The 18,844-nt window shown below is 63.5% G+C and carries 12 protein-coding genes and 1 pseudogene; 10 read left to right on the top strand and 3 right to left on the bottom strand.

Annotated elements, in window-relative coordinates; translation table 11 throughout:
* Positions 1-278: 278 nt before the first annotated feature.
* Positions 279-4,232, bottom strand: coding sequence for a trifunctional transcriptional regulator/proline dehydrogenase/L-glutamate gamma-semialdehyde dehydrogenase (gene putA / locus DMX12_RS27270; protein WP_110679947.1), 3,954 nt, complete (start codon positions 4,230-4,232; stop codon positions 279-281).
* A gap of 357 nt (positions 4,233-4,589) precedes the next feature.
* Here putA and putP point away from each other — a divergent pair, with 357 nt between their 5' ends.
* The 8 genes from putP (at position 4,590) to DMX12_RS27230 (ending at position 14,311) form a co-directional block, all read left to right on the top strand.
* Positions 4,590-6,068 carry a sodium/proline symporter PutP gene (gene putP, locus DMX12_RS27265; RefSeq protein WP_009681355.1) on the top strand — a complete coding sequence of 493 codons (1,479 nt, stop codon included), beginning with the start codon at positions 4,590-4,592 and terminating at the stop codon, positions 6,066-6,068.
* A 168-nt stretch (positions 6,069-6,236) separates the two neighbouring features.
* The gene (locus DMX12_RS27260) at positions 6,237-7,073 is read left to right on the top strand and encodes a 23S rRNA (adenine(2030)-N(6))-methyltransferase RlmJ (protein ID WP_054914014.1); all 837 of its coding nucleotides are present in this window, start codon (positions 6,237-6,239) and stop codon (positions 7,071-7,073) included.
* Between the two features lie 237 nt (positions 7,074-7,310).
* On the top strand, positions 7,311-9,068 hold the full coding sequence (locus DMX12_RS27255; protein WP_054906200.1) for a carbamoyltransferase: 1,758 nt from the start codon (positions 7,311-7,313) through the stop codon (positions 9,066-9,068).
* Positions 9,052-10,182: a glycosyltransferase gene (locus DMX12_RS27250; RefSeq protein ID WP_029887218.1), complete on the top strand. Its 1,131-nt coding sequence runs from the start codon at positions 9,052-9,054 to the stop codon at positions 10,180-10,182. Before DMX12_RS27255 ends, DMX12_RS27250 begins: the two co-directional genes overlap by 17 nt.
* Positions 10,182-11,078 (top strand): antimicrobial resistance protein Mig-14, encoded by an 897-nt coding sequence (locus DMX12_RS27245; protein ID WP_009681351.1) that lies wholly within the window; start codon positions 10,182-10,184, stop codon positions 11,076-11,078. Before DMX12_RS27250 ends, DMX12_RS27245 begins: the two co-directional genes overlap by 1 nt.
* Positions 11,075-12,478 carry a PIG-L deacetylase family protein gene (locus tag DMX12_RS27240; protein ID WP_110679946.1) on the top strand — a complete coding sequence of 468 codons (1,404 nt, stop codon included), beginning with the start codon at positions 11,075-11,077 and terminating at the stop codon, positions 12,476-12,478. The genes DMX12_RS27245 and DMX12_RS27240 overlap by 4 nt, the downstream gene beginning before the upstream one ends.
* Positions 12,479-12,515: 37 nt before the next feature.
* Entirely contained in the window at positions 12,516-13,472 is a 957-nt protein-coding gene (locus DMX12_RS27235) for a glycosyltransferase (RefSeq protein WP_110679945.1), read from the top strand.
* 65 nt (positions 13,473-13,537) lie between these two features.
* The gene (locus tag DMX12_RS27230) at positions 13,538-14,311 is read left to right on the top strand and encodes a glycosyltransferase family 2 protein (RefSeq protein ID WP_054913911.1); all 774 of its coding nucleotides are present in this window, start codon (positions 13,538-13,540) and stop codon (positions 14,309-14,311) included.
* Positions 14,312-14,395: 84 nt separating this feature from the next.
* Here DMX12_RS27230 and DMX12_RS27225 read toward each other — a convergent pair whose 3' ends face one another.
* Entirely contained in the window at positions 14,396-15,001 is a 606-nt protein-coding gene (locus DMX12_RS27225; protein WP_009681346.1) for a hypothetical protein, read from the bottom strand.
* A 215-nt stretch (positions 15,002-15,216) separates the two neighbouring features.
* Between DMX12_RS27225 and msbA the strand changes: the two genes are divergently transcribed.
* Positions 15,217-17,025 (top strand): lipid A export permease/ATP-binding protein MsbA, encoded by a 1,809-nt coding sequence (msbA, locus tag DMX12_RS27220; protein ID WP_110679944.1) that lies wholly within the window; start codon positions 15,217-15,219, stop codon positions 17,023-17,025.
* Positions 17,026-17,155: 130 nt separating this feature from the next.
* Positions 17,156-18,577 (top strand): bifunctional D-glycero-beta-D-manno-heptose-7-phosphate kinase/D-glycero-beta-D-manno-heptose 1-phosphate adenylyltransferase HldE, encoded by a 1,422-nt coding sequence (hldE, locus tag DMX12_RS27215; RefSeq protein ID WP_009681344.1) that lies wholly within the window; start codon positions 17,156-17,158, stop codon positions 18,575-18,577.
* 165 nt (positions 18,578-18,742) lie between these two features.
* On the opposite strand, the pseudogene DMX12_RS27210 reads toward hldE, so the two are convergent.
* A pseudogene (locus DMX12_RS27210) lies at positions 18,743-18,844 on the bottom strand (metal ABC transporter ATPase); the annotation flags it as partial.

Raw genomic sequence — 18,844 nt, 5'->3', positions numbered from 1 at the left:
TCTCTACGTACAAGGTCAGGGGCAAACCCTGCCTTCAGGAGCGATCGGCCTCCCCGGAAGTGCTTCTTCAGCCTGACGAGAATAACTTCTCCCGCCAGGCCAGTCACAACATACAAGGAGCGAGCGCCAGCTCGCGATGCGCCGCGCGGGCGGCGCTCGATCTCACAGGCGCTGAAAATGTTGTGTCGGTCACCTGTCAGCCCACCCCCAATCTCAAGGCGGGCACCCATAAAAAAAGGAGAGCCAAAGCTCTCCCTTTCCCTCAACAACCCTCAGCCTCAGCCAATCGTCATCAAGCTGGCGTTACCACCGGCCGCCGCAGTATTCACACTAACCGCGCGCTCAATCACCAGCCGCTCCAGCGCAATCTGATGATCCCCGCTGGACAACCCGTGCACACCCACGATCGCCCCGCCACGCTTGGCCACCTGCTGGCAAACGCCACGCAGCTGGTCCGAGTCGCCATGGTGGATCACGGCGTCGAAGGCCACTTCATCCTTGTTCCAGTCCGCCACCAGCTTCACCTTGGCCTGCAACTCACGCGGCAGGCGCGCGCGCAAGGCCTTGCCCGGTTCGTTGTCAGCCCACACCGCCGAGCTGCCAACAGCCAGCACCGCAGCGAGCTGCGCCAGCAGGTCGGTTTCATTGTCCGCCAGGCACAGCACATGCTCGCGCGGCAGGATGGTGTAGCTGTTGCGCTCACCGGTCGGGCCTGGCAGCAGGCGGGCGATACCGCTCTGCGACTGGCCAGCGAACTGGTCGCACAGCGCGGCCAGTTCGGCCAGCTGATTGCTCTCGGCCCAGGCCTTCAAACCGTGCAGCGGCTTCACCAGTTTCTCATGCAGGGTACGGTCCGGCTTGCCTTCGCCATCCTGTTGCTGGAAGTGGCGGCCAATCGCGTCGGCCGGGCGGGTCGACAGCAGGCGATACAGGTACAGCGGGCCGCCGGCTTTCGGGCCGGTACCAGACAGGCCTTCACCACCGAAGGGCTGCACGCCTACCACGGCGCCAACGATGTTGCGGTTGACGTACATGTTGCCGGCGTTGGCGGTTTCCACCACCTTGGCAATGGTCTCGTCGATGCGGGTGTGCACGCCGAGGGTCAGGCCATAGCCGGAGTTGTTGATCTGCTCGATCAACTGGTCGAGGTTGCGGCGGTTGTAGCGCACCACGTGCAGCACTGGGCCGAAGATTTCACGCTTCAGCTCGTCGAAGCTGTCCAGCTCGATCAGGGTCGGCATGACGAAGGTGCCGCGCTTGATCTCGGCGGCATCGGCGATCGCGACCTGGTAGACCGAGCGGCCTTTTTCACGCATGCCCTGGATGTGCTTCTCGATACCGGCCTTGGCTTCGGCGTCGATCACCGGGCCAATGTCCACTGCCAGGCGGTCCGGGCAGCCCAGGCGGCTTTCAGCCATGGCCCCCTTGAGCATTTCGATCACGCGGTCGGCGGAGTCTTCCTGCAGGCACAGCACACGCAGGGCCGAGCAACGCTGGCCGGCACTGTCGAAGGCCGACGATACCACGTCGATCACCACTTGCTCTGTGAGCGCAGAAGAGTCGACGATCATGGCGTTCTGGCCACCGGTTTCGGCGATCAGCGGGATCGGCCGCCCCTGGTTGTCCAGGCGGCCGGCGACGTTGCGCTGCAGCAGGCGCGCGACTTCGGTGGAGCCGGTGAACATCACGCCTTTGACCCGCTCGTCACCGACCAGGCCGGCACCCACGGTTTCACCGCGCCCTGGCAGCAACTGCAATACACCTTCCGGAATGCCGGCGTCCAGTAACAGGCGCACGGCCTGCGCGGCGATCAGTGGGGTCTGTTCGGCAGGCTTGGCCAGTACCGGGTTGCCGGCAGCCAGGGCTGCGGCCACCTGACCGGTGAAAATCGCCAGCGGGAAGTTCCATGGGCTGATGCAGACCACCGGCCCCAGCGGGCGGTGCGCGTCATTGCTGAAGTCGTTGCGGGCCTGCACCGCGTAGTAGCGCAGGAAGTCCACCGCCTCGCGCACTTCGGCGATGGCGTTGGCAAAGGTCTTGCCGGCTTCGCGAATCAGCAGCCCCATCAACGGCTGGATTTCTGCCTCCATCAGGTCGGCGGTACGCTCCAGAATCGCGGCGCGCTCTGCCGGCGGGGTGGCCTGCCAGATCGGCGCCGCGTTGATGGCGCACTGGATGGCATTGTCCACGTCGGCGACCGTGGCTTCCTGCACATGGCCAACCACATCGCGGTGGTCTGCCGGGTTCAGCACCGCTACCGCAGCCGCCTCACTGGCGGCGCAGGCCAGCAGCGGGGCGGCTTTCCAGTCGTTGTGAGCGGTGGCCAGCATGGCGCAGGACAGCGAAGCCAGGCGGTGCTCGTTGGCCATGTCGATACCGGCCGAGTTGGCCCGTTCGCTGCCATACAGGTCACGCGGCAATGGGATGCGCGGGTGCGGCAGGCCGATGCTGCCCTCCTGGGTGCCCATGCGTTCGATGCTGGCGACCGGGTCGGCGACCAGTTCCTGGATCGAGATCGAGTGGTCGGCAATGCGGTTGACGAACGAGGTGTTGGCGCCGTTTTCCAGCAGGCGACGCACCAGGTAGGCCAGCAACGTTTCGTGGGTGCCCACCGGAGCATAGACGCGGCATGGGCGGTTCAGCTTGCCATCGGCCAGCTTGCCGACCACCTGCTCGTACAGGGGCTCGCCCATGCCGTGCAGGCACTGGAACTCGTACTGGCCCGGGTAATAGTTCTGCCCGGCAATATGGTAGATGGCCGACAGGGTGTGGGCGTTGTGGGTGGCGAATTGCGGGTATATGGCCTCGGGTACGGCCAGCAGCTTGCGTGCGCACGCCACGTAGGACACGTCGGTGTACACCTTGCGCGTGTATACCGGGTAGCCCTCCAGCCCCTCGACCTGGGCGCGCTTGATCTCGCTGTCCCAGTAGGCACCTTTGACCAGGCGGATCATCAGGCGGTGGCGGCTGCGCTTGGCCAGGTCGATAACGTAGTCGATCACGTACGGGCAGCGCTTCTGGTAGGCCTGGATGACGAAGCCGATGCCGTTCCAGCCAGCCAGCGCCGGCTCGAAGCACAGGCGCTCGAGCAGGTCCAGCGACAGCTCCAGGCGGTCGGCTTCCTCGGCGTCGATGTTCAGGCCGATGTCGTATTGCTTGGCCAGCAAGGTCAGCGACAGCAGGCGCTGGTACAGCTCTTCCATCACCCGCTCGTACTGGGCACGGCTGTAGCGCGGGTGCAGCGCCGACAGCTTGATCGAGATGCCTGGGCCTTCATAGATGCCGCGGCCATGCGAAGCCTTGCCGATCGAGTGGATGGCCTGCTCGTAGGACGCCAGGTATTTCTGCGCATCGTGCTCGGTGAGGGCGGCCTCGCCGAGCATGTCGTAGGAATAACGGAAGCCCTTGGCCTCGAAACGGCTGGCATTGGCCAGGGCTTCGGCAATGGTTTCGCCCGTGACGAACTGCTCGCCCATCAGGCGCATGGCCATGTCGACACCCTTGCGGATCATCGGCTCGCCGCTCTTGCCGATGATGCGGGTGAGCGAGGAGGTGAGGCCGGCTTCGTTGTGCGTGCTGACCAGCTTGCCGGTCAGCAGCAGGCCCCAGGTGGCGGCGTTGACGAACAGCGACGGGCTGTTGCCCAGGTGCGGCTGCCAGTTGCCGTTGCTGATCTTGTCGCGGATCAGTGCGTCACGGGTGCCCTTGTCGGGGATGCGCAACAGGGCTTCGGCCAGGCACATCAGGGCCACGCCTTCCTGCGAAGACAGCGAGAACTCCTGCAGCAGGCCCTGAACGATGCCCGCCCGGCCGCCGGCGCTTTTCTGGTTGCGCAGTTTCTCGGCAATGCCGGCGGCCAGCTTGTTGGTCGCCTCGGCCAGCGGTGCGCTGAGGCGCGCCTGTTCCAGCAACATCGGTACCACTTCCTGCTCGGGGCGGCGGTATGCGGCGGTAATGGCCGAGCGCAGTACCGACTGGGGCAGGATGCTCTCGGCGAATTCCAGGAAGCACTGGTGACCATGGTCAGGCTGGACCTCGCCGGCGTCATCGGCCAGGCTGCCGGCATGGCCGTTGAGGTCGTTCAGGGTCGCGCCACCCTCGAGCTTCTCCAGGTAGTTGAAGATCGCCTGCTTGATCAACCAATGCGGCGTGCGGTCTATCGACTGCGCTGCTGCCTTGAGTCGCTCACGGGTAGGGTCATCGAGTTTGACCCCAAGGGTGGTCGTCGCCATTTCTTATCCTCGTTATTGCCACGGCTGTGGCCTAAGCTGGCGCCAAGATTAGCTGTAGGACAATTCGGGTGCAACCAGGTGCAACCCGAATTTTTCGAGGAAAAGGTGCAACTCGTCCGACAGTGATTTTCGGGTGGGGCGAAGGGTCGTTTTTGGCGCGGTCCAATCACGAAAACGACCTTCTCGCTCCAAAATGGGGCAAGAAATAGGCTTTGTCGGAAAATGCACGGGCAGGTGCAACTTGCAAATGAAAAATGGTTGCACCCACTTTGCGTTGTTGCATAGCATTCGCCGCCTGGGTGCAACCGCAAACGCTGCGGTTGTGCATGAGATAAAAACAAACGCCAGGGCACACACATGGGCAACCCACTAACGATCACCTTCGTGATCTACATCGCGGCAATGGTGCTGATCGGCTTCGCCGCCTATCGCTCCACCAACAACCTTTCCGACTACATTCTGGGCGGGCGCAGCCTGGGCAGCGTGGTAACCGCACTGTCTGCCGGTGCTTCCGACATGAGTGGCTGGCTGCTGATGGGCCTGCCGGGCGCCATCTACTTCGCCGGCCTGTCCGAGGCCTGGATCGCCATCGGCCTGACCGTGGGTGCCTACCTGAACTGGCTGTTCGTGGCCGGTCGCCTGCGCGTGCAAACCGAGCACAACGGTGACGCGTTGACCCTGCCGGACTATTTCTCCAGCCGTTTCGACGACAATAGCGGCTTGCTGCGCATCATTTCCGCCATCGTCATCCTGGTGTTCTTCACCATCTACTGCGCTTCCGGCATCGTTGCCGGTGCCCGTCTGTTCGAAAGCACCTTCGGCATGCCCTACGAAACCGCCTTGTGGGCTGGCGCTGCCGCTACCATCGCCTACACCTTCGTGGGTGGCTTCCTGGCGGTGAGCTGGACCGACACGGTGCAGGCGTCGCTGATGATCTTCGCGTTGATCCTCACACCGGTGATCGTGCTGATCTCCACAGGTGGCTTCGACACTACCTTCGCGGCCATCGAGGCGGTCAACCCGGCCAACTTCGACATGTTCAAAGGCGCAACTTTCATCGGCATCATCTCGTTGATGGGTTGGGGCCTGGGCTATTTCGGCCAACCACACATCCTGGCGCGCTTCATGGCGGCCGACTCTGTGAAGTCGATTGCCAACGCCCGTCGCATCTCCATGGCCTGGATGATCCTGTGCCTGGCCGGTACCTGCGCCGTGGGCTTCTTCGGCATCGCCTATTTCTCGGCCAATCCTGATCTGGCTGGCCCGGTTACCGAAAACCACGAGCGCGTGTTCATCGAGCTGGCGAAGATTCTGTTCAACCCCTGGATTGCCGGCGTATTGCTGTCGGCCATTCTGGCGGCGGTGATGAGCACCCTGAGCTGCCAGTTGCTGGTCTGCTCCAGTGCCCTGACCGAAGACTTCTACAAAGCCTTCCTGCGCAAGCATGCGTCGCAGCGTGAACTGGTGTGGGTCGGCCGCCTGATGGTGCTGGCGGTGGCCCTGATCGCCATCGCCATGGCGGCCAACCCGGAAAACCGTGTGCTGGGCCTGGTGGCCTATGCCTGGGCTGGCTTCGGTGCAGCCTTCGGCCCGGTGGTGCTGATTTCGGTCCTGTGGAAAGGCATGACCCGTAACGGCGCGCTGGCCGGTATTGTGGTCGGTGCACTGACCGTGATCCTGTGGAAGCAGATCGATGTCTGGGGCCTGTACGAAATCATCCCGGGCTTCCTGCTGGCGAGCATTGCCATCTTCGTGGTGAGCAAGCTGGGCAGCCCTTCGCAGGCGATGGTGCAGCGCTTCGAGACGGCTGATGCGGCGTACCACGCTGACAAGTAATACCCGCTGAGCCGGCGGCGCCTGCTTCCACAGGGTTTGCACGGAACCTGAAACCAGTGCGATCCGTGTGGGGGCGGGCAAGCCCGCGAAGAAGCCGCCGCCGACCGACAGCCAGGCCTGACGCCGCCTGCAAGGCAAGGTAAACTTGCCGCCTTCGCAGGAGTTGCCATGAACTATCGTCACGCCTTCCACGCCGGCAACCACGCCGACGTCCTCAAACACATCGTGCTGACCCGCCTCATCGCCCTGATGTCGCGCAAGGAGCAGCCGTTCGCCTACATCGATACCCACGCAGGGCTTGGCCTGTACGACCTGCAGGGCGACCAGGCAAGCCGCACCGGCGAGTATCAGCAAGGTGTGGCCCGCCTGTGGAACCGCGATGACCTGCCGGCCATGGCCGCTGACTACCTGCGCGTCATCAAGCGTTTGAACGCCGACGGCGAGCTGCGCTACTACCCTGGTTCGCCTGAGCTGGCCCGGCGTTTGATGCGCCAGCAGGACCGTGCCCTGCTCAATGAGAAGCACCCGGAAGACGGGCCGCTGCTCAAGGAGAACATGAAGAAAGACCCGCGCGTTACCGTGCACCTGGGTGAAGGCTGGCACGTGCCGCGGGCCTTGCTGCCCGTGCAGGAAAAGCGCGCGATCATGCTGATCGACCCGCCGTTCGAGCAGGCCGATGAGCTCAAGCGCTGCACCACGGCCATGAAAGAGGCCATTGGGCGCATGCGCCAGACGGTTGCAGCCATCTGGTACCCGATCAAGGACCAGCGTTCGTTGACACGCTATTACCAGGACCTGACCAGCACCGGCGCACCCAAGCTGCTGCGGGTGGAGCTGTATGTGCACCATCAGGACAGCCCTCAGGGGCTCAATGGTTCTGGCCTGGCCATCGCCAACCCGCCGTGGGGGCTGGAAGACGAGCTCAAGGAGTTGCTGCCGTGGCTGGCCAAGGAGCTGGCGCAGACTGCCGGTAGCTACCGCATGGACTGGCTGATCGCCGAGTAGGCTGCACCTCGATCCCTTGTAGGAGCGGCCTTGTGTCGCGATAGGGCCGCAAAGCGGCCCCGGCAATTTCTGCCGCGAAGCTGAGAAACTGGGGCCGCTTCGCGCCCCTTTCGCGACACAAGGCCGCTCCTACAACGACCGCGCAGTTCGTGATCTTTGCGTTATAATCCCGCCTTTTAGTCGCCACCCGCCCAAGCGGCCGCTGGCGCATCTCTACCGAATGAAGAGGCTAATCCCTTGGCATTGACGATTCTTGGCCTGTCCGGCGCCCTTAGCCATGACCCTTCCGCGGCCCTGTACATTGATGGCAAGCTGATTGCCGCCGCCGAAGAAGAGCGCTTCGTGCGTGACAAGCATGCGAAGAACCGCATGCCCTACGAGTCGGCGAAGTTCTGCCTGGAGCAGGCAGGCATCAAGCCATCCGACGTCGACGTGGTTGCCATCCCGTTCGCGCCCATCAGCCTGTTCGGCAAGGCGCGCTGGCACTATGCCAAGCGCTACTGGTACGCCCCGGATCGCGCCCTCGATGCAATCCTGATGGGCAACCGCCGCTACAAGCGCTACCGCAAGAAGATCGTCTGGTGCCTGGAGCAACTGGGCTTCGACCCGAAAAAGATCAAGATCGAGCCGGTCGAGCACCACCTGGCCCATGCTTCCAGTGCCTATCACTGCTCGGGCTTCAAGGAAAAAACGGCCATCCTCGGCATCGACGGTAAAGGCGAGTACGCCACCACCTTCTTTGGCTACGGCGAAAACGGCAAGATCCACAAGATCAAGGAATTCTTCGACCCGGACTCGTTGGGTGGGCTGTACGGTGCCATTACCGAGTTCCTTGGTTTCGAGATGCTTGATGGCGAGTTCAAGGTCATGGGCATGGCGCCGTATGGCGATGCCAGCAAATACGACTTCTCGCGCCTGGCCAGCTTCGAGAACGGTGAACTGGTGATCAACACCGAATACGCCAACGTCATCGGTCTGCGCCGCCATAAAGAAAAGGGCAAGGGCTTCTACTTCTCGCCCAAGCTGATCGAGTGGCTGGGGCCCAAGCGCGAAGGCGATATCGCCGACGAGCCGTACATCCATTACGCGGCCAGCATGCAGGCGTTGTTCGAGAAGATCGCCCTGCAGATGATCGACCACTACCTGGGTGACACCCTGCGCGAAACCGGCAAGCTGGCGTTTGCCGGCGGCTGCGCGCTGAACGTCAAGCTCAACCAGAAGATCATCGCCCGCCCGGATGTCAAAGAGCTGTTCGTGCAGCCGGCTTCCGGCGACGCCGGTACTGCGGTTGGCGCTGCGGCCTACGTGTCCCACGCCCGTGGCGTACCGGTCGAGAAGATGGAGCACGTCTACCTCGGCCCGTCCTATTCCAACGAGGACGTGATCGCTGCCTGCGCTCGGCACCCGAATGCACCGGCGTGGCGCAAGCTCGACGACATGCCGCAGCGTATCGCCAAGATCATGGTCGATGGCAACCCGGTGGCCTGGTTCCAGGGCCGCATGGAGTTTGGCCCGCGCGCCTTGGGCGGGCGTTCGATCATCGGTTGCCCGAGCGTGCCGGGCGTCGCCAACCGTATCAACGAGCAGATCAAGTTCCGCGAGCGCTGGAGACCTTTCTGCCCGTCGATGCTCGACACTGTCGCCCCGCAGATGATCAAGGTCGATCACCCGGCGCCGTTCATGACCTTCACCTTCGAAGTGGCTGAAGAGTGGAAAACCCGTGTGCCGGAGGTGGTTCACGAGGACGGTACCTCGCGTGCCCAGGTGCTCAAGCGCGAGTACAACCCGCGCTACTACGACATGATGAAGGCGCTCGAAGACCTGACCGGCAACGGCGTGTCGCTGAACACCTCGCTGAACCGCCGTGGCGAGCCGATGATCTGCTCGCCGACCGACGCCCTGAACATGTTCTTCGGCTCGGACCTGCAATACCTGATCATGGAAGACATCCTGGTTGTGAAGGACGGCGCTGCCGCCTATGACCAGCCGCTCTGAACCGCGCATCCTGCAGTTCTGCCATGGCTATGACGGGCCGTTTCTGGACTGTGCCCGTCAGTACGCCAGCCTGTTCCAGGGGCGTGGCTACCGGGTGACCACGGTGTTCCTCACGGGTGCCGCCGACCCGCAAGTAGCGGCGGGTTGCGCCTCGGACGAGGTGCTGTTCCTGGGCTTCAGCTCCAAGGCCGTGCGTGGTCTCAAGCTGGGCGCGATCCGCGCCCTGCGGCGGATTGCGGCCGAGCGCAATTTTGCGTTCTGCATCGCCCACCGCTTCAAGCCGATCTATGTCGCGTTGCTGGCTACTGGCTTGCCGGTGATCGGCGTGCACCATGCCTTTGGTGACTACCAGCGCAAGGGGCGGCGCATTTTCGCCAACCTGTTCGGCAAACGCCTGAGCCTGCTCGGGGTGTCGGATGCCGTACGCGACGACATGCGTCGTTGCTTGCCGCAGTGGCCGGCCGAACGCATCCAGACGCTGTACAACCGTATCGACATCGAGGCCCTGCAGGCGGCCCAGGTGCCGCGCGCCGAGGCGCGTCAGGCGCTGGGCCTGGATGCGCAGGCATGGATCGTCGGCAATGTCGGCCGGCTGCACCCGGACAAGGACCAGGCCACGCTGTTGCGCGGTTTTGCCCAGGCACTGCCTGGGCTGCCAGCCGGCGCCCGGCTGGCGATCCTTGGCAAGGGGCGGCTGGAAGGCAAGCTCAAGGCCCTGGCTGGCGAACTGGGTATTGCCGGGCAGGTCGACTTCCTTGGCCAGGTGCCGGACGCGCGCCGTTACTTTCGGGCTTTCGACGTGTTCGCCCTGAGCTCCGACCATGAGCCGTTCGGTATGGTCCTGCTCGAGGCCATGGTAGCCGGGGTGCCCGTGTTGGCCACCGCCTGTGGCGGTGCCCGCGAGGTGGTCGAGGGCGTTGGCGTGCTGTTCCCGCTGGGCGACCCCGGGCAGTTGGCCCAGGGCCTGGAACATATGGCCGTGCTCGACGGGCAGCAGCGCCAGGCCTGTGCCGAACACATGCTGCAACGCCTGCGTGAGCGCTTTTCCGACCAGGCCGTGCGCGAGGCTTTCTGGCAACTGCCGCAGGTGCGTGCGCTGGTGGGGCAGGGGTGATGCTCAATCGTATTCAGGCTTGGCGCGAACGCGGCTGGCAAGTGATCGACGCCCACGCCTATGCCCAGGCGTGGGCCCGCTTTGGCGGCAGTGTTGCGACTCACCCGCTGGTGGTCGAGCAACTGGCTGACCTGGCGCAGATACCCGTGCGCTACCTTGGCTGGCACCAGAATGGCGAGCTGAAAGCCGCCATTGCGACCTGGGGGCGCCACCTGGCGCTGTCCAAGGACGTGCTCAAACGCGCCGGCAAGAAAGCCCTGTTCGACCTCGGCAACGCCGAAATCATCCTGCCGGCCGCACCCGATGCCGGCGCACCGCTGCGTCACAGCGTGCGCTACCTGTCCGAACTGAACCAGGGCCGCTTCAGCGGGCTCAAGGTGCAGAAGGAACAGCTGGCCATGGCCCGCGCGCACGAAGACCTGTCGAAGAAGTTCCGCTACAACCAGCGCCGCGAGCTGCGCCTGCTGGAAGAGGCGGGCGGGGTGGTGCGCCCGATCAGCGCGTTCAGTGCACAGGAAATCGCCAGCATGTACTGCGACCTGTTCCAGCGCCGCTGGGGCTTCCCGGCCACCGGTGCAGAGCGCATGGCCGATGTACTGGAGCGGCTGCGTGAGCTGCTGATCGGCTCGGTACTACTGCTGGACGGCAAGCCGATTGCGATCCAGCTGGTGTACCGCGTCGAGGCACCGCAGTGGGTCAGCGTGGAGTACATCAACGGCGGTGTCGACCCCGAAACCAAGGCCTTCAGCCCAGGTAGCGTGTTGAGCTTTCTCAACACCCAGGCGGCCTGGGACGACGCCCGAGCGCGCAACAAGCCGCTGCGGTTCTCGTTCGGTCGTGCCGATCGCGAGTACAAGGAGCGTTGGTGCAACCCCGTCCCGGTGTACCAGGCATGAGTCGCAAGCAGCAGTTGCTCAAGCGCCACCGGCGCAACAAACGCCTGGCGCTGCTGGCAGGGCTGGCCGGGCTGGTCGCCTTGGGCCTGGCCACCTGGTGGTGGCTGCCGCTTTTGCTGTTGCCGCTGCTGTGGGCTGCGCATGAGGCGTGGTTTGCCGACCATCTGTTCTACACCCCGGGCGAAGATTACGCCTACGACTTCGGGGAGCACACCCGGCCCGTGGCCGCGCGCTTGCAGGCCGGTCTGCTCAAGGCCGACTGCGTGCTGCAGGGCGGGGAAACCCTGGTGCTCGAACTGCACATAAAAAGCAGTTTGCTGGGGCGTTTTCTCGATCCGCGGGTCGAACTGCTGGCGGGCGAGCAGGCCGACCAGCAAACCTTCGAGCGCGGTGTCGCCGGCTTGCGTTATCTCAACCTCACCGGCCTGGCCGCGCCCCTGCAGGCCGGCACACTGCGTTTGCGTGGCCGGCATTGCCGGCTGCTGGGCCAGCCGCGCTTGTGGATAACCCCGGCGGTCGAACTGCAACGGCGGCGGGTAATGGTGATTGCACCCCATGCCGATGACGCCGAGTTGGCCGCCTACGGGCTGTACAGCCAAGCGCAGGAAGCCTGGGTGGTCACGCTGACCGCCGGTGAAATCGAGGCCGAGCATTATCGGCAGATGGGCCTGGGCAAGGCCGAAGCCGCTCGCCTGAAAGGTCGCCTGCGCGCCTGGGACAGCATTGCCGTGCCGCGCTGGGCCGGGGTGGCGGAGTCTCGTTGTGTGCAGTTGGGTTACTTCTGCCTGCAATTGCCTGCCATGCAGGCGGCGCCCGATCGGCCTGCGGTGTCTCGTGAAGCCGACATGGCCGATATCCGCCCGTTCCGCCAGTTCAACCCGTTCCCGCTGCCCGCCGACCAGGACGGTGCCCCTACCTGGCACAACCTGTTGGCCGACTTGCGGGCTGTGCTCGAGTTGGCCAGGCCCGAAGTGCTGGTGCTGCCGCACCCCCAGCTGGACCCGCACCCCGATCACGTCTGCGCCCAGGCCGCCGTGCTCGAAGCCTTGCAGGGGCTGGCCTGGAAGCCACAGACCCTGCTGTGCTACGCCAACCATCTGCATGACAACGATCGCTGGCCAATGGGCGATAGCGGTGACGGCGTGGCGTTGCCGCCGCAGTTGAGCGCGGATCAGGCCTGGGCCCCCTGCAGCCTGGTACTGGACCTGGCCAGCCAGCGTGACAAGGCGATGGCGCTGGGCATGATGCACGACCTGCACCCGCCAGCCCCCTTCAAGCGTCGCCTGCGCCGCTTGCTGCAACGGTGGCTGGCCGGTCGCCGCCCGTCGCCTTATGGGGAGAACGAGTTCTTCCGCAAGGCGGTGCGCCGGCATGAGCTGTTCTGGCGGCGTGAGCTGTAAAACTGACCGCGTTGGCGCAGAGCGCCCAAGGAACATGATGAAAGTCCTATTTCTGGTACAGAAGGAACAGCGCGCGATCCTGGATCGCCTGTACGACGGCGTCGCGGCCAACTGCGAATGCGACCTGCGCTGGTTGACCAGCGAAGACCAACGCAACCTGCGCCGCTACTTCAAGCGCCAAGTGCAGGTCGACCGCTATGACCGCATTGTTTTCTTTCTGCGCTTCAAGCAGGAAATCCGCCAGGTCGCGTTCATTCGTACCGTGCCGAACCTGGTCATACTCGAGCACGACGCCTACCAGAACTACATCCCGTGCAAGTACACCGGCAAGTTCAGCGCCCACTACCGGCAACTGCCATGGGCGCGTGTGATCAGCTCTGGCTACATGGTCAGCGAGCGCCTGCGCCAGGAAGGCTTCGATGCGGTATTCGTGCCCAAGGGTTATGACGAGCAGTTGCTGGCTGACCAAGGGCGCGAGCGCGATATCGAACTGGCCTTCGTCGGCAGTGTCAACAGCGTGGCCTACAGCGGCCGCAAGGCGCTGCTGGACGAGTTGGGGCAGGTCGAGGACCTGCTGGTAACCCGCACCAAGTCGGGCGAAGACTATTGCAACACGCTCAACCGAATCCGGTTTTTCGTCAGCGCCGATGTCGGCATGGGCGAATACATGATCAAGAACTTCGAGGCCATGGCCTGCGGCTGTGTACTGCTGGCCTATGACCAGGGCGAGCAGGAAAACCGTGCGTTGGGTCTACAGGACATGCACAACGCGGTGTTGTATGACACCATCCCGACCCTTCAGGCCAAGCTGCGACGCTTGCGTGCCGAGCCTGAGCTGGCGCGGCAGATTGCCGAAAACGGCCGCCATCTGGCGGTTTCCCGTTTCAGCTTCGGCGCTGTAGGCCGTAGCATCGTCGAGCACATGCGCCCAGCGCTCAGGCCCCGCCCGCCATTGTCTGCATGGCAGCGGCTGCGCCTGAAGCTGGGCTTCTAACATAAGAGCTTTGGCGCCCAGGAACGGGCGTTGAAAGCCGACAGTCGCAACGCGGGGGGAGTCCGGTGCGCTTTTCAAATGAGAGTGATGTCACGCTTGTCGTGACCAGTTGTGGGCGGTTCGACCTGCTCAAAGACACCCTTGAGAGTTTCGATCGCTACAACACGGCGCCCATACGCGAGGTATTCATCACCGAAGATTCAGGTGACGATGCCGTGCATGACGCTGTGCCAGAGCACTGGAAACCGCACTGCAAGGTGTTCGTCAACCGGCCCAAGCTAGGCCAGCTGGCGTCTATCGACCTGGCCTACAGCCACGTCAAGACGCCCTACATCTTCCATTGCGAGGACGATTGGCACTTCTATCGCCAAGGCTTCGTCGAGGACTCGCAGGCCATTCTGGCTGCCAGCCCCAACCTGCTGCAGGTGTGGCTGCGCAGCCATGCCCACGACCTGGCCGTGCACAGCCCGTACATTCACCTCGGGGATCGGCAGGTGATCGCCGGCGTGCCGTGCTACCCCCTGTTGTCGGACAAGGCCGAATGGCAGGCGTTTTCGTTGAACCCCGGCCTGCGGCGGTTGAGCGATTACCAGCGCTGTGCGCCATTTGCCGCCTATGCTGGAGAAAAGGCGCTGTCCCGGCGTTATGCCGAGCTCAACCTGACAGCGGTCACGCTAGAAGGTGATGCGGTATTGCACACTGGGTTCGGTAATCACGTGACCGTACCCATTGAAGTGGAACGCAAGGCCAAGCGCCGTCAGCGTGACCGGATGAAGCTGGCATTGACGCTGGTGGCCGGGGCCTTGATCGGCGCAGGTATTACCGTTTTTGTACAGTAACAACGCAGTCATGCCCGCGATTGCCCGCAGCAAGCCCCCCCGACAACGTCGATTGATGCTGGCCGAGCGATGTCTCGGCTGACCTCAACGCGCGAGCAGGGCGCCCTCGAATGCAGCGAGGGGGAAGCGCTCGCCGAGGTTCTCCCGCTCTATGTAACGCACCATGTGCTGCACATTGCGCCGGATCATGCGCGCTGACAGCGGCGGCCGCAGGAAGCGCATGTCGGCTACGTCGATCAGGCCCAGGCGCTGGTCAGGGGTTACCACCACGTTGCCCAGGTGCAGCGAGCGGAAATACACACCGCTGCGGTGCAACTGGCGGATCAGTTCGATCAGGCGCGGCAGGTAGATATCCCAGCTGAAACCTTCATCCCGAGACATTTGCAGCAAGGTGCGCCCCGGCAGAGGGCGATACAGCACCGCGGTGCGGCCTGGCATGTCGAGCTTGTGTTGGCTGATCACCTCGAGGGTGGGAATGCCCAGTTGTGCCAGGCGCGCAGCGTTGTCGACGAAGCGCTGCGAGTACGGGCGCAGCAGTGCAGATGAAATCAGACGTTTTCTACGAAAAACCTTGAGGAAATTACCATCTGCGAGCAGGTAGACTTTGGCGCCATGGCTGTCTGCCTCAAGCACCTGGGCGCCGTGTGTCAGCTGGTCGAAGTCGACCTGGTTGAGCCGCGAGCATTGCATGAATAGGGCCTTGTCGTCTGGCGAGCAAAATGACCGGCAATAATGCCGAAAATAATGCGGTAGCACCATGCATGGTGTCTTCGATTCATCGGGTAGGAAACGGGTTCGCCCACACAGCCCTGTAGCTCGGCCTTGCGATGATGCTGCCATGGGGGCGTGCCGAAAATGACGCCTGTGGTAAAATTTCCGGTTCAACCTGAACAGCGAGCTTGATAATGGCCGAAACACCGCGACCGGCGGAGCACACATCCAGCCTGAAGATCTACTTCCGGCTGCTGAGCTATGTGAAACCCTACGTCGGCATTTTCCTGCTGAGCATCATCGGTTTCGTGATCTTCGCCTCGACCCAGCCGATGCTGGCCGACATCCTCAAATATTTCGTCGATGGGCTGAGCAACCCCGAAGCGGTGTTGTTCCCCAACGTGCCGTACCTGCGCGACCTGCAACTGCTTCAGGCCGTGCCGCTGCTGATCATCCTGATCGCCGCCTGGCAAGGCCTGGGCTCGTTCCTTGGTAACTACTTCCTGGCCAAGGTCTCCCTGTGCCTGGTGCACGACCTGCGGGTGGAGTTGTTCAACAAACTGCTGGTGTTGCCTAACCGCTACTTCGACAACCACAACTCCGGGCACCTGATTTCACGCATCACCTTCAACGTGACCATGGTCACCGGCGCTGCCACCGATGCCATCAAGGTAGTGATCCGCGAAGGCCTGACCGTGGTGTTCCTGTTCGCCTACCTGCTGTGGATGAACTGGCACCTGACCCTGGTGATGGTCGCCATCCTGCCGGTCATCGCGGTAATGGTCAGCGTCGCCAGCAAGAAATTCCGCAAGCAGAGCAAGAAGATCCAGGTAGCCATGGGCGACGTCACCCACGTTGCCTCGGAAACCATCCAGGGCTATCGCGTGGTCCGCAGCTTCGGTGGCGAGGCCTATGAGGAGCAGCGTTTCGGCAAGGCCAGCCTGAGCAACACCGACAAGCAGCTGCGCATGACCAAGACCGGTTCGCTGTACACGCCGGTGTTGCAGCTGGTGATCTACGCCGCCATGGCCGCGTTGATGTTCCTGGTGCTGTTCCTGCGGGGCGAGTCCACCGCCGGCGACCTGGTCGCCTACATCACCGCTGCCGGCCTGTTGCCCAAGCCGATTCGCCAGTTGTCGGAAGTCAGCTCGACCATCCAGAAGGGCCTTGCAGGTGCCGAAAGCATCTTCGAGCAACTGGACGAAGCCCCTGAGCTGGACACCGGCACGGTCGAGAAGGAGCGCGTGGAAGGGCACCTGGAAGTGCGCAACCTCAGCTTTACCTACCCCGGTACCGACCGCGAGGTGCTGAGCGACATCAGCTTCACTGCCGAGCCCGGGCAAATGATCGCCCTGGTTGGCCGCTCGGGCAGTGGCAAGTCGACGCTGGCTGCGCTGATCCCGCGCTTCTATCACCACAGCAAAGGGCAGATTCTGCTCGATGGCGTGGAGATCGAGAACTACCGCCTGCGCAACCTGCGCCGCCATGTGTCGCAAGTGACCCAGCATGTCACCCTGTTCAACGACACCGTGGCCAACAACATCGCCTACGGCGACCTGGCCGGCGCCCCGCGCGCAGACATCGAAGCCGCTGCGGCCGATGCCTACGCCAAGGAGTTCGTCGACCGTCTGCCGAAGGGCTTCGATACCGAAGTCGGTGAAAACGGCGTGCTGCTGTCCGGCGGTCAGCGCCAGCGCCTGGCAATTGCCCGTGCACTGCTGAAAAACGCCCCACTGCTGATTCTCGACGAGGCCACCTCTGCCCTGGACACCGAGTCCGAGCGGCATATCCAGGCGGCGCTGGACCACGTGATGCAGGGGCGGACCACGCTGGTCATCGCCCATCGCCTGTCCACCATCGAGAAGGCCGACCAGATCCTGGTGATGGATCAGGGCCGGTTGGTGGAGCGCGGTACCCATGCCGAGTTGCTTGCGGCAAATGGCCATTATGCCCGCCTGCATGCCATGGGCCTGGATGAGCCGGCCAAGGCCGACATCACCTGAACCCTCCTTGATCGGGGCCGTCATGGCCCCGATTGTCACGGGAATTTTCCATAGGCTATCTGGCCGTAAAGCCATTGACGACCCTGTGCTAATATCCTGCCCCTGTTCATTATTTCCATATGGGTTGCCCATGAAGTTGTCCATGCCGCGTTTCGATCAAGCCCCGGTATTGGTGGTCGGCGATGTCATGCTCGACCGCTACTGGCATGGCGGTACTTCGCGTATTTCGCCCGAGGCGCCAGTGCCGGTGGTCAAGGTCGATCAGATCGAGGATCGCCCCGGCGGTGCGGCCAACGTTGCCTTGAACATTGCCGCGCTGGGCGCACCCGCGTCGCTGATCGGCGTCACCGGCCAGGACGAGGCCGCCGACAGCCTGGCCAATAGCCTGCAGGCTGCCGGGGTGCGCTCGGTGTTCCAGCGCATTGCCCACCAGCCTACCATCGTCAAGCTCCGGGTCATGAGCCGACACCAGCAACTGCTGCGTATCGATTTCGAAGAGCCCTTCGCCACCGACCCGCTGTCGCTGGCCAGCGAGGTCGACAACCTGCTCGAGGGGGTCAAGGTGCTGGTCTTGTCCGACTACGGCAAGGGTGCGCTGAAAAACCACCAGGCCCTGATCCAGGCGGCCCGGGGCAAGGGCATTCCGGTGCTGGCCGACCCCAAGGGCAAGGATTTTTCCATCTACCGTGGCGCCAGCCTGATCACCCCCAACCTCAGCGAGTTCGAGACCATCGTAGGTCGATGCGTCGATGAGGGCGACCTGGTCGCCAAGGGTTTGCAGCTGCTTCAGGACCTGGACCTGGGCGCCTTGCTGGTCACCCGTGGCGAGCACGGCATGACCCTGCTGCGCGTTGGCCAGCCAGCGCTGCATTTGCCGGCGCGGGCGCGCGAAGTGTTCGACGTTACCGGGGCTGGCGATACCGTCATCTCCACCCTGGCCGCCGCGATTGCCGCCGGTGAGGACTTGCCCCACGCAGTGGCTCTGGCCAACCTGGCGGCAGGTATCGTGGTCGGCAAGTTGGGTACCGCCGCCATCAGCGCCCCTGAACTGCGCCGTGCGATCCAGCGTGAGGAAGGCTCCGAGCGCGGTGTGCTGGGCCTGGAACAGCTGCTGCTGGCCATCGATGACGCGCGGGCGCACAAGGAGAAAATCGTTTTCACCAACGGTTGCTTCGATATCCTGCATGCTGGGCACGTAACCTACCTGGAGCAGGCGCGGGCCCAAGGCGATCGCCTGATCGTGGCCGTCAACGACGATGCTTCGGTCAGCCGCCTGAAAGGGCCGGGCCGGCCGATCAACAGCGTCGACCGGCGCATGGCCGTGCTGGCCGGGCTGGGTGCGGTGGACTGGGTGATCAGCTTCTCCGAGGGTACCCCGGAGAATCTGCTGAGCCAGGTCAAGCCGGATGTGCTGGTCAAGGGGGGTGACTACGGCATCGACCAGGTGGTCGGCGCCGACATCGTCAAGGCCTACGGCGGCACCGTGAAGGTGCTGGGGCTGGTCGAGAACAGCTCGACCACGGCTATTGTCGAGAAGATCCGCAAGCACTGATCGAGCGCCACTCTTTCACTGGTCTGTGCAGGAGCGGCCTTGTGTCGCGATGGGCTGCGTAGCAGCCCCAGGATTCCACTGCAAACGCACAAATAGCTGGGGCTGCTGCGCAGCCCTTTCGCGACACAAGGCCGCTCCTACAGGAGCCACGCAGGCTTCAGAATCTTATTTGTGAAGTGAGGTGCGCGCCCGCTGCAGCAACGCCCGCGCCTTGTCGCCAAAACGTTGCAGGCGTGAGGCCCGCGCCGGCTTGCTTTCCACCAGGCC

Origin of the sequence: Pseudomonas sp. MB-090624 (assembly GCF_003205245.1) — a bacterium.
Taxonomy (GTDB): Bacteria; Pseudomonadota; Gammaproteobacteria; order Pseudomonadales; family Pseudomonadaceae; genus Aquipseudomonas; species Aquipseudomonas juntendi.
Note: the sequence above shows the minus strand (reverse complement) of the source record. Positions and strands in the feature narration are given on the sequence as shown.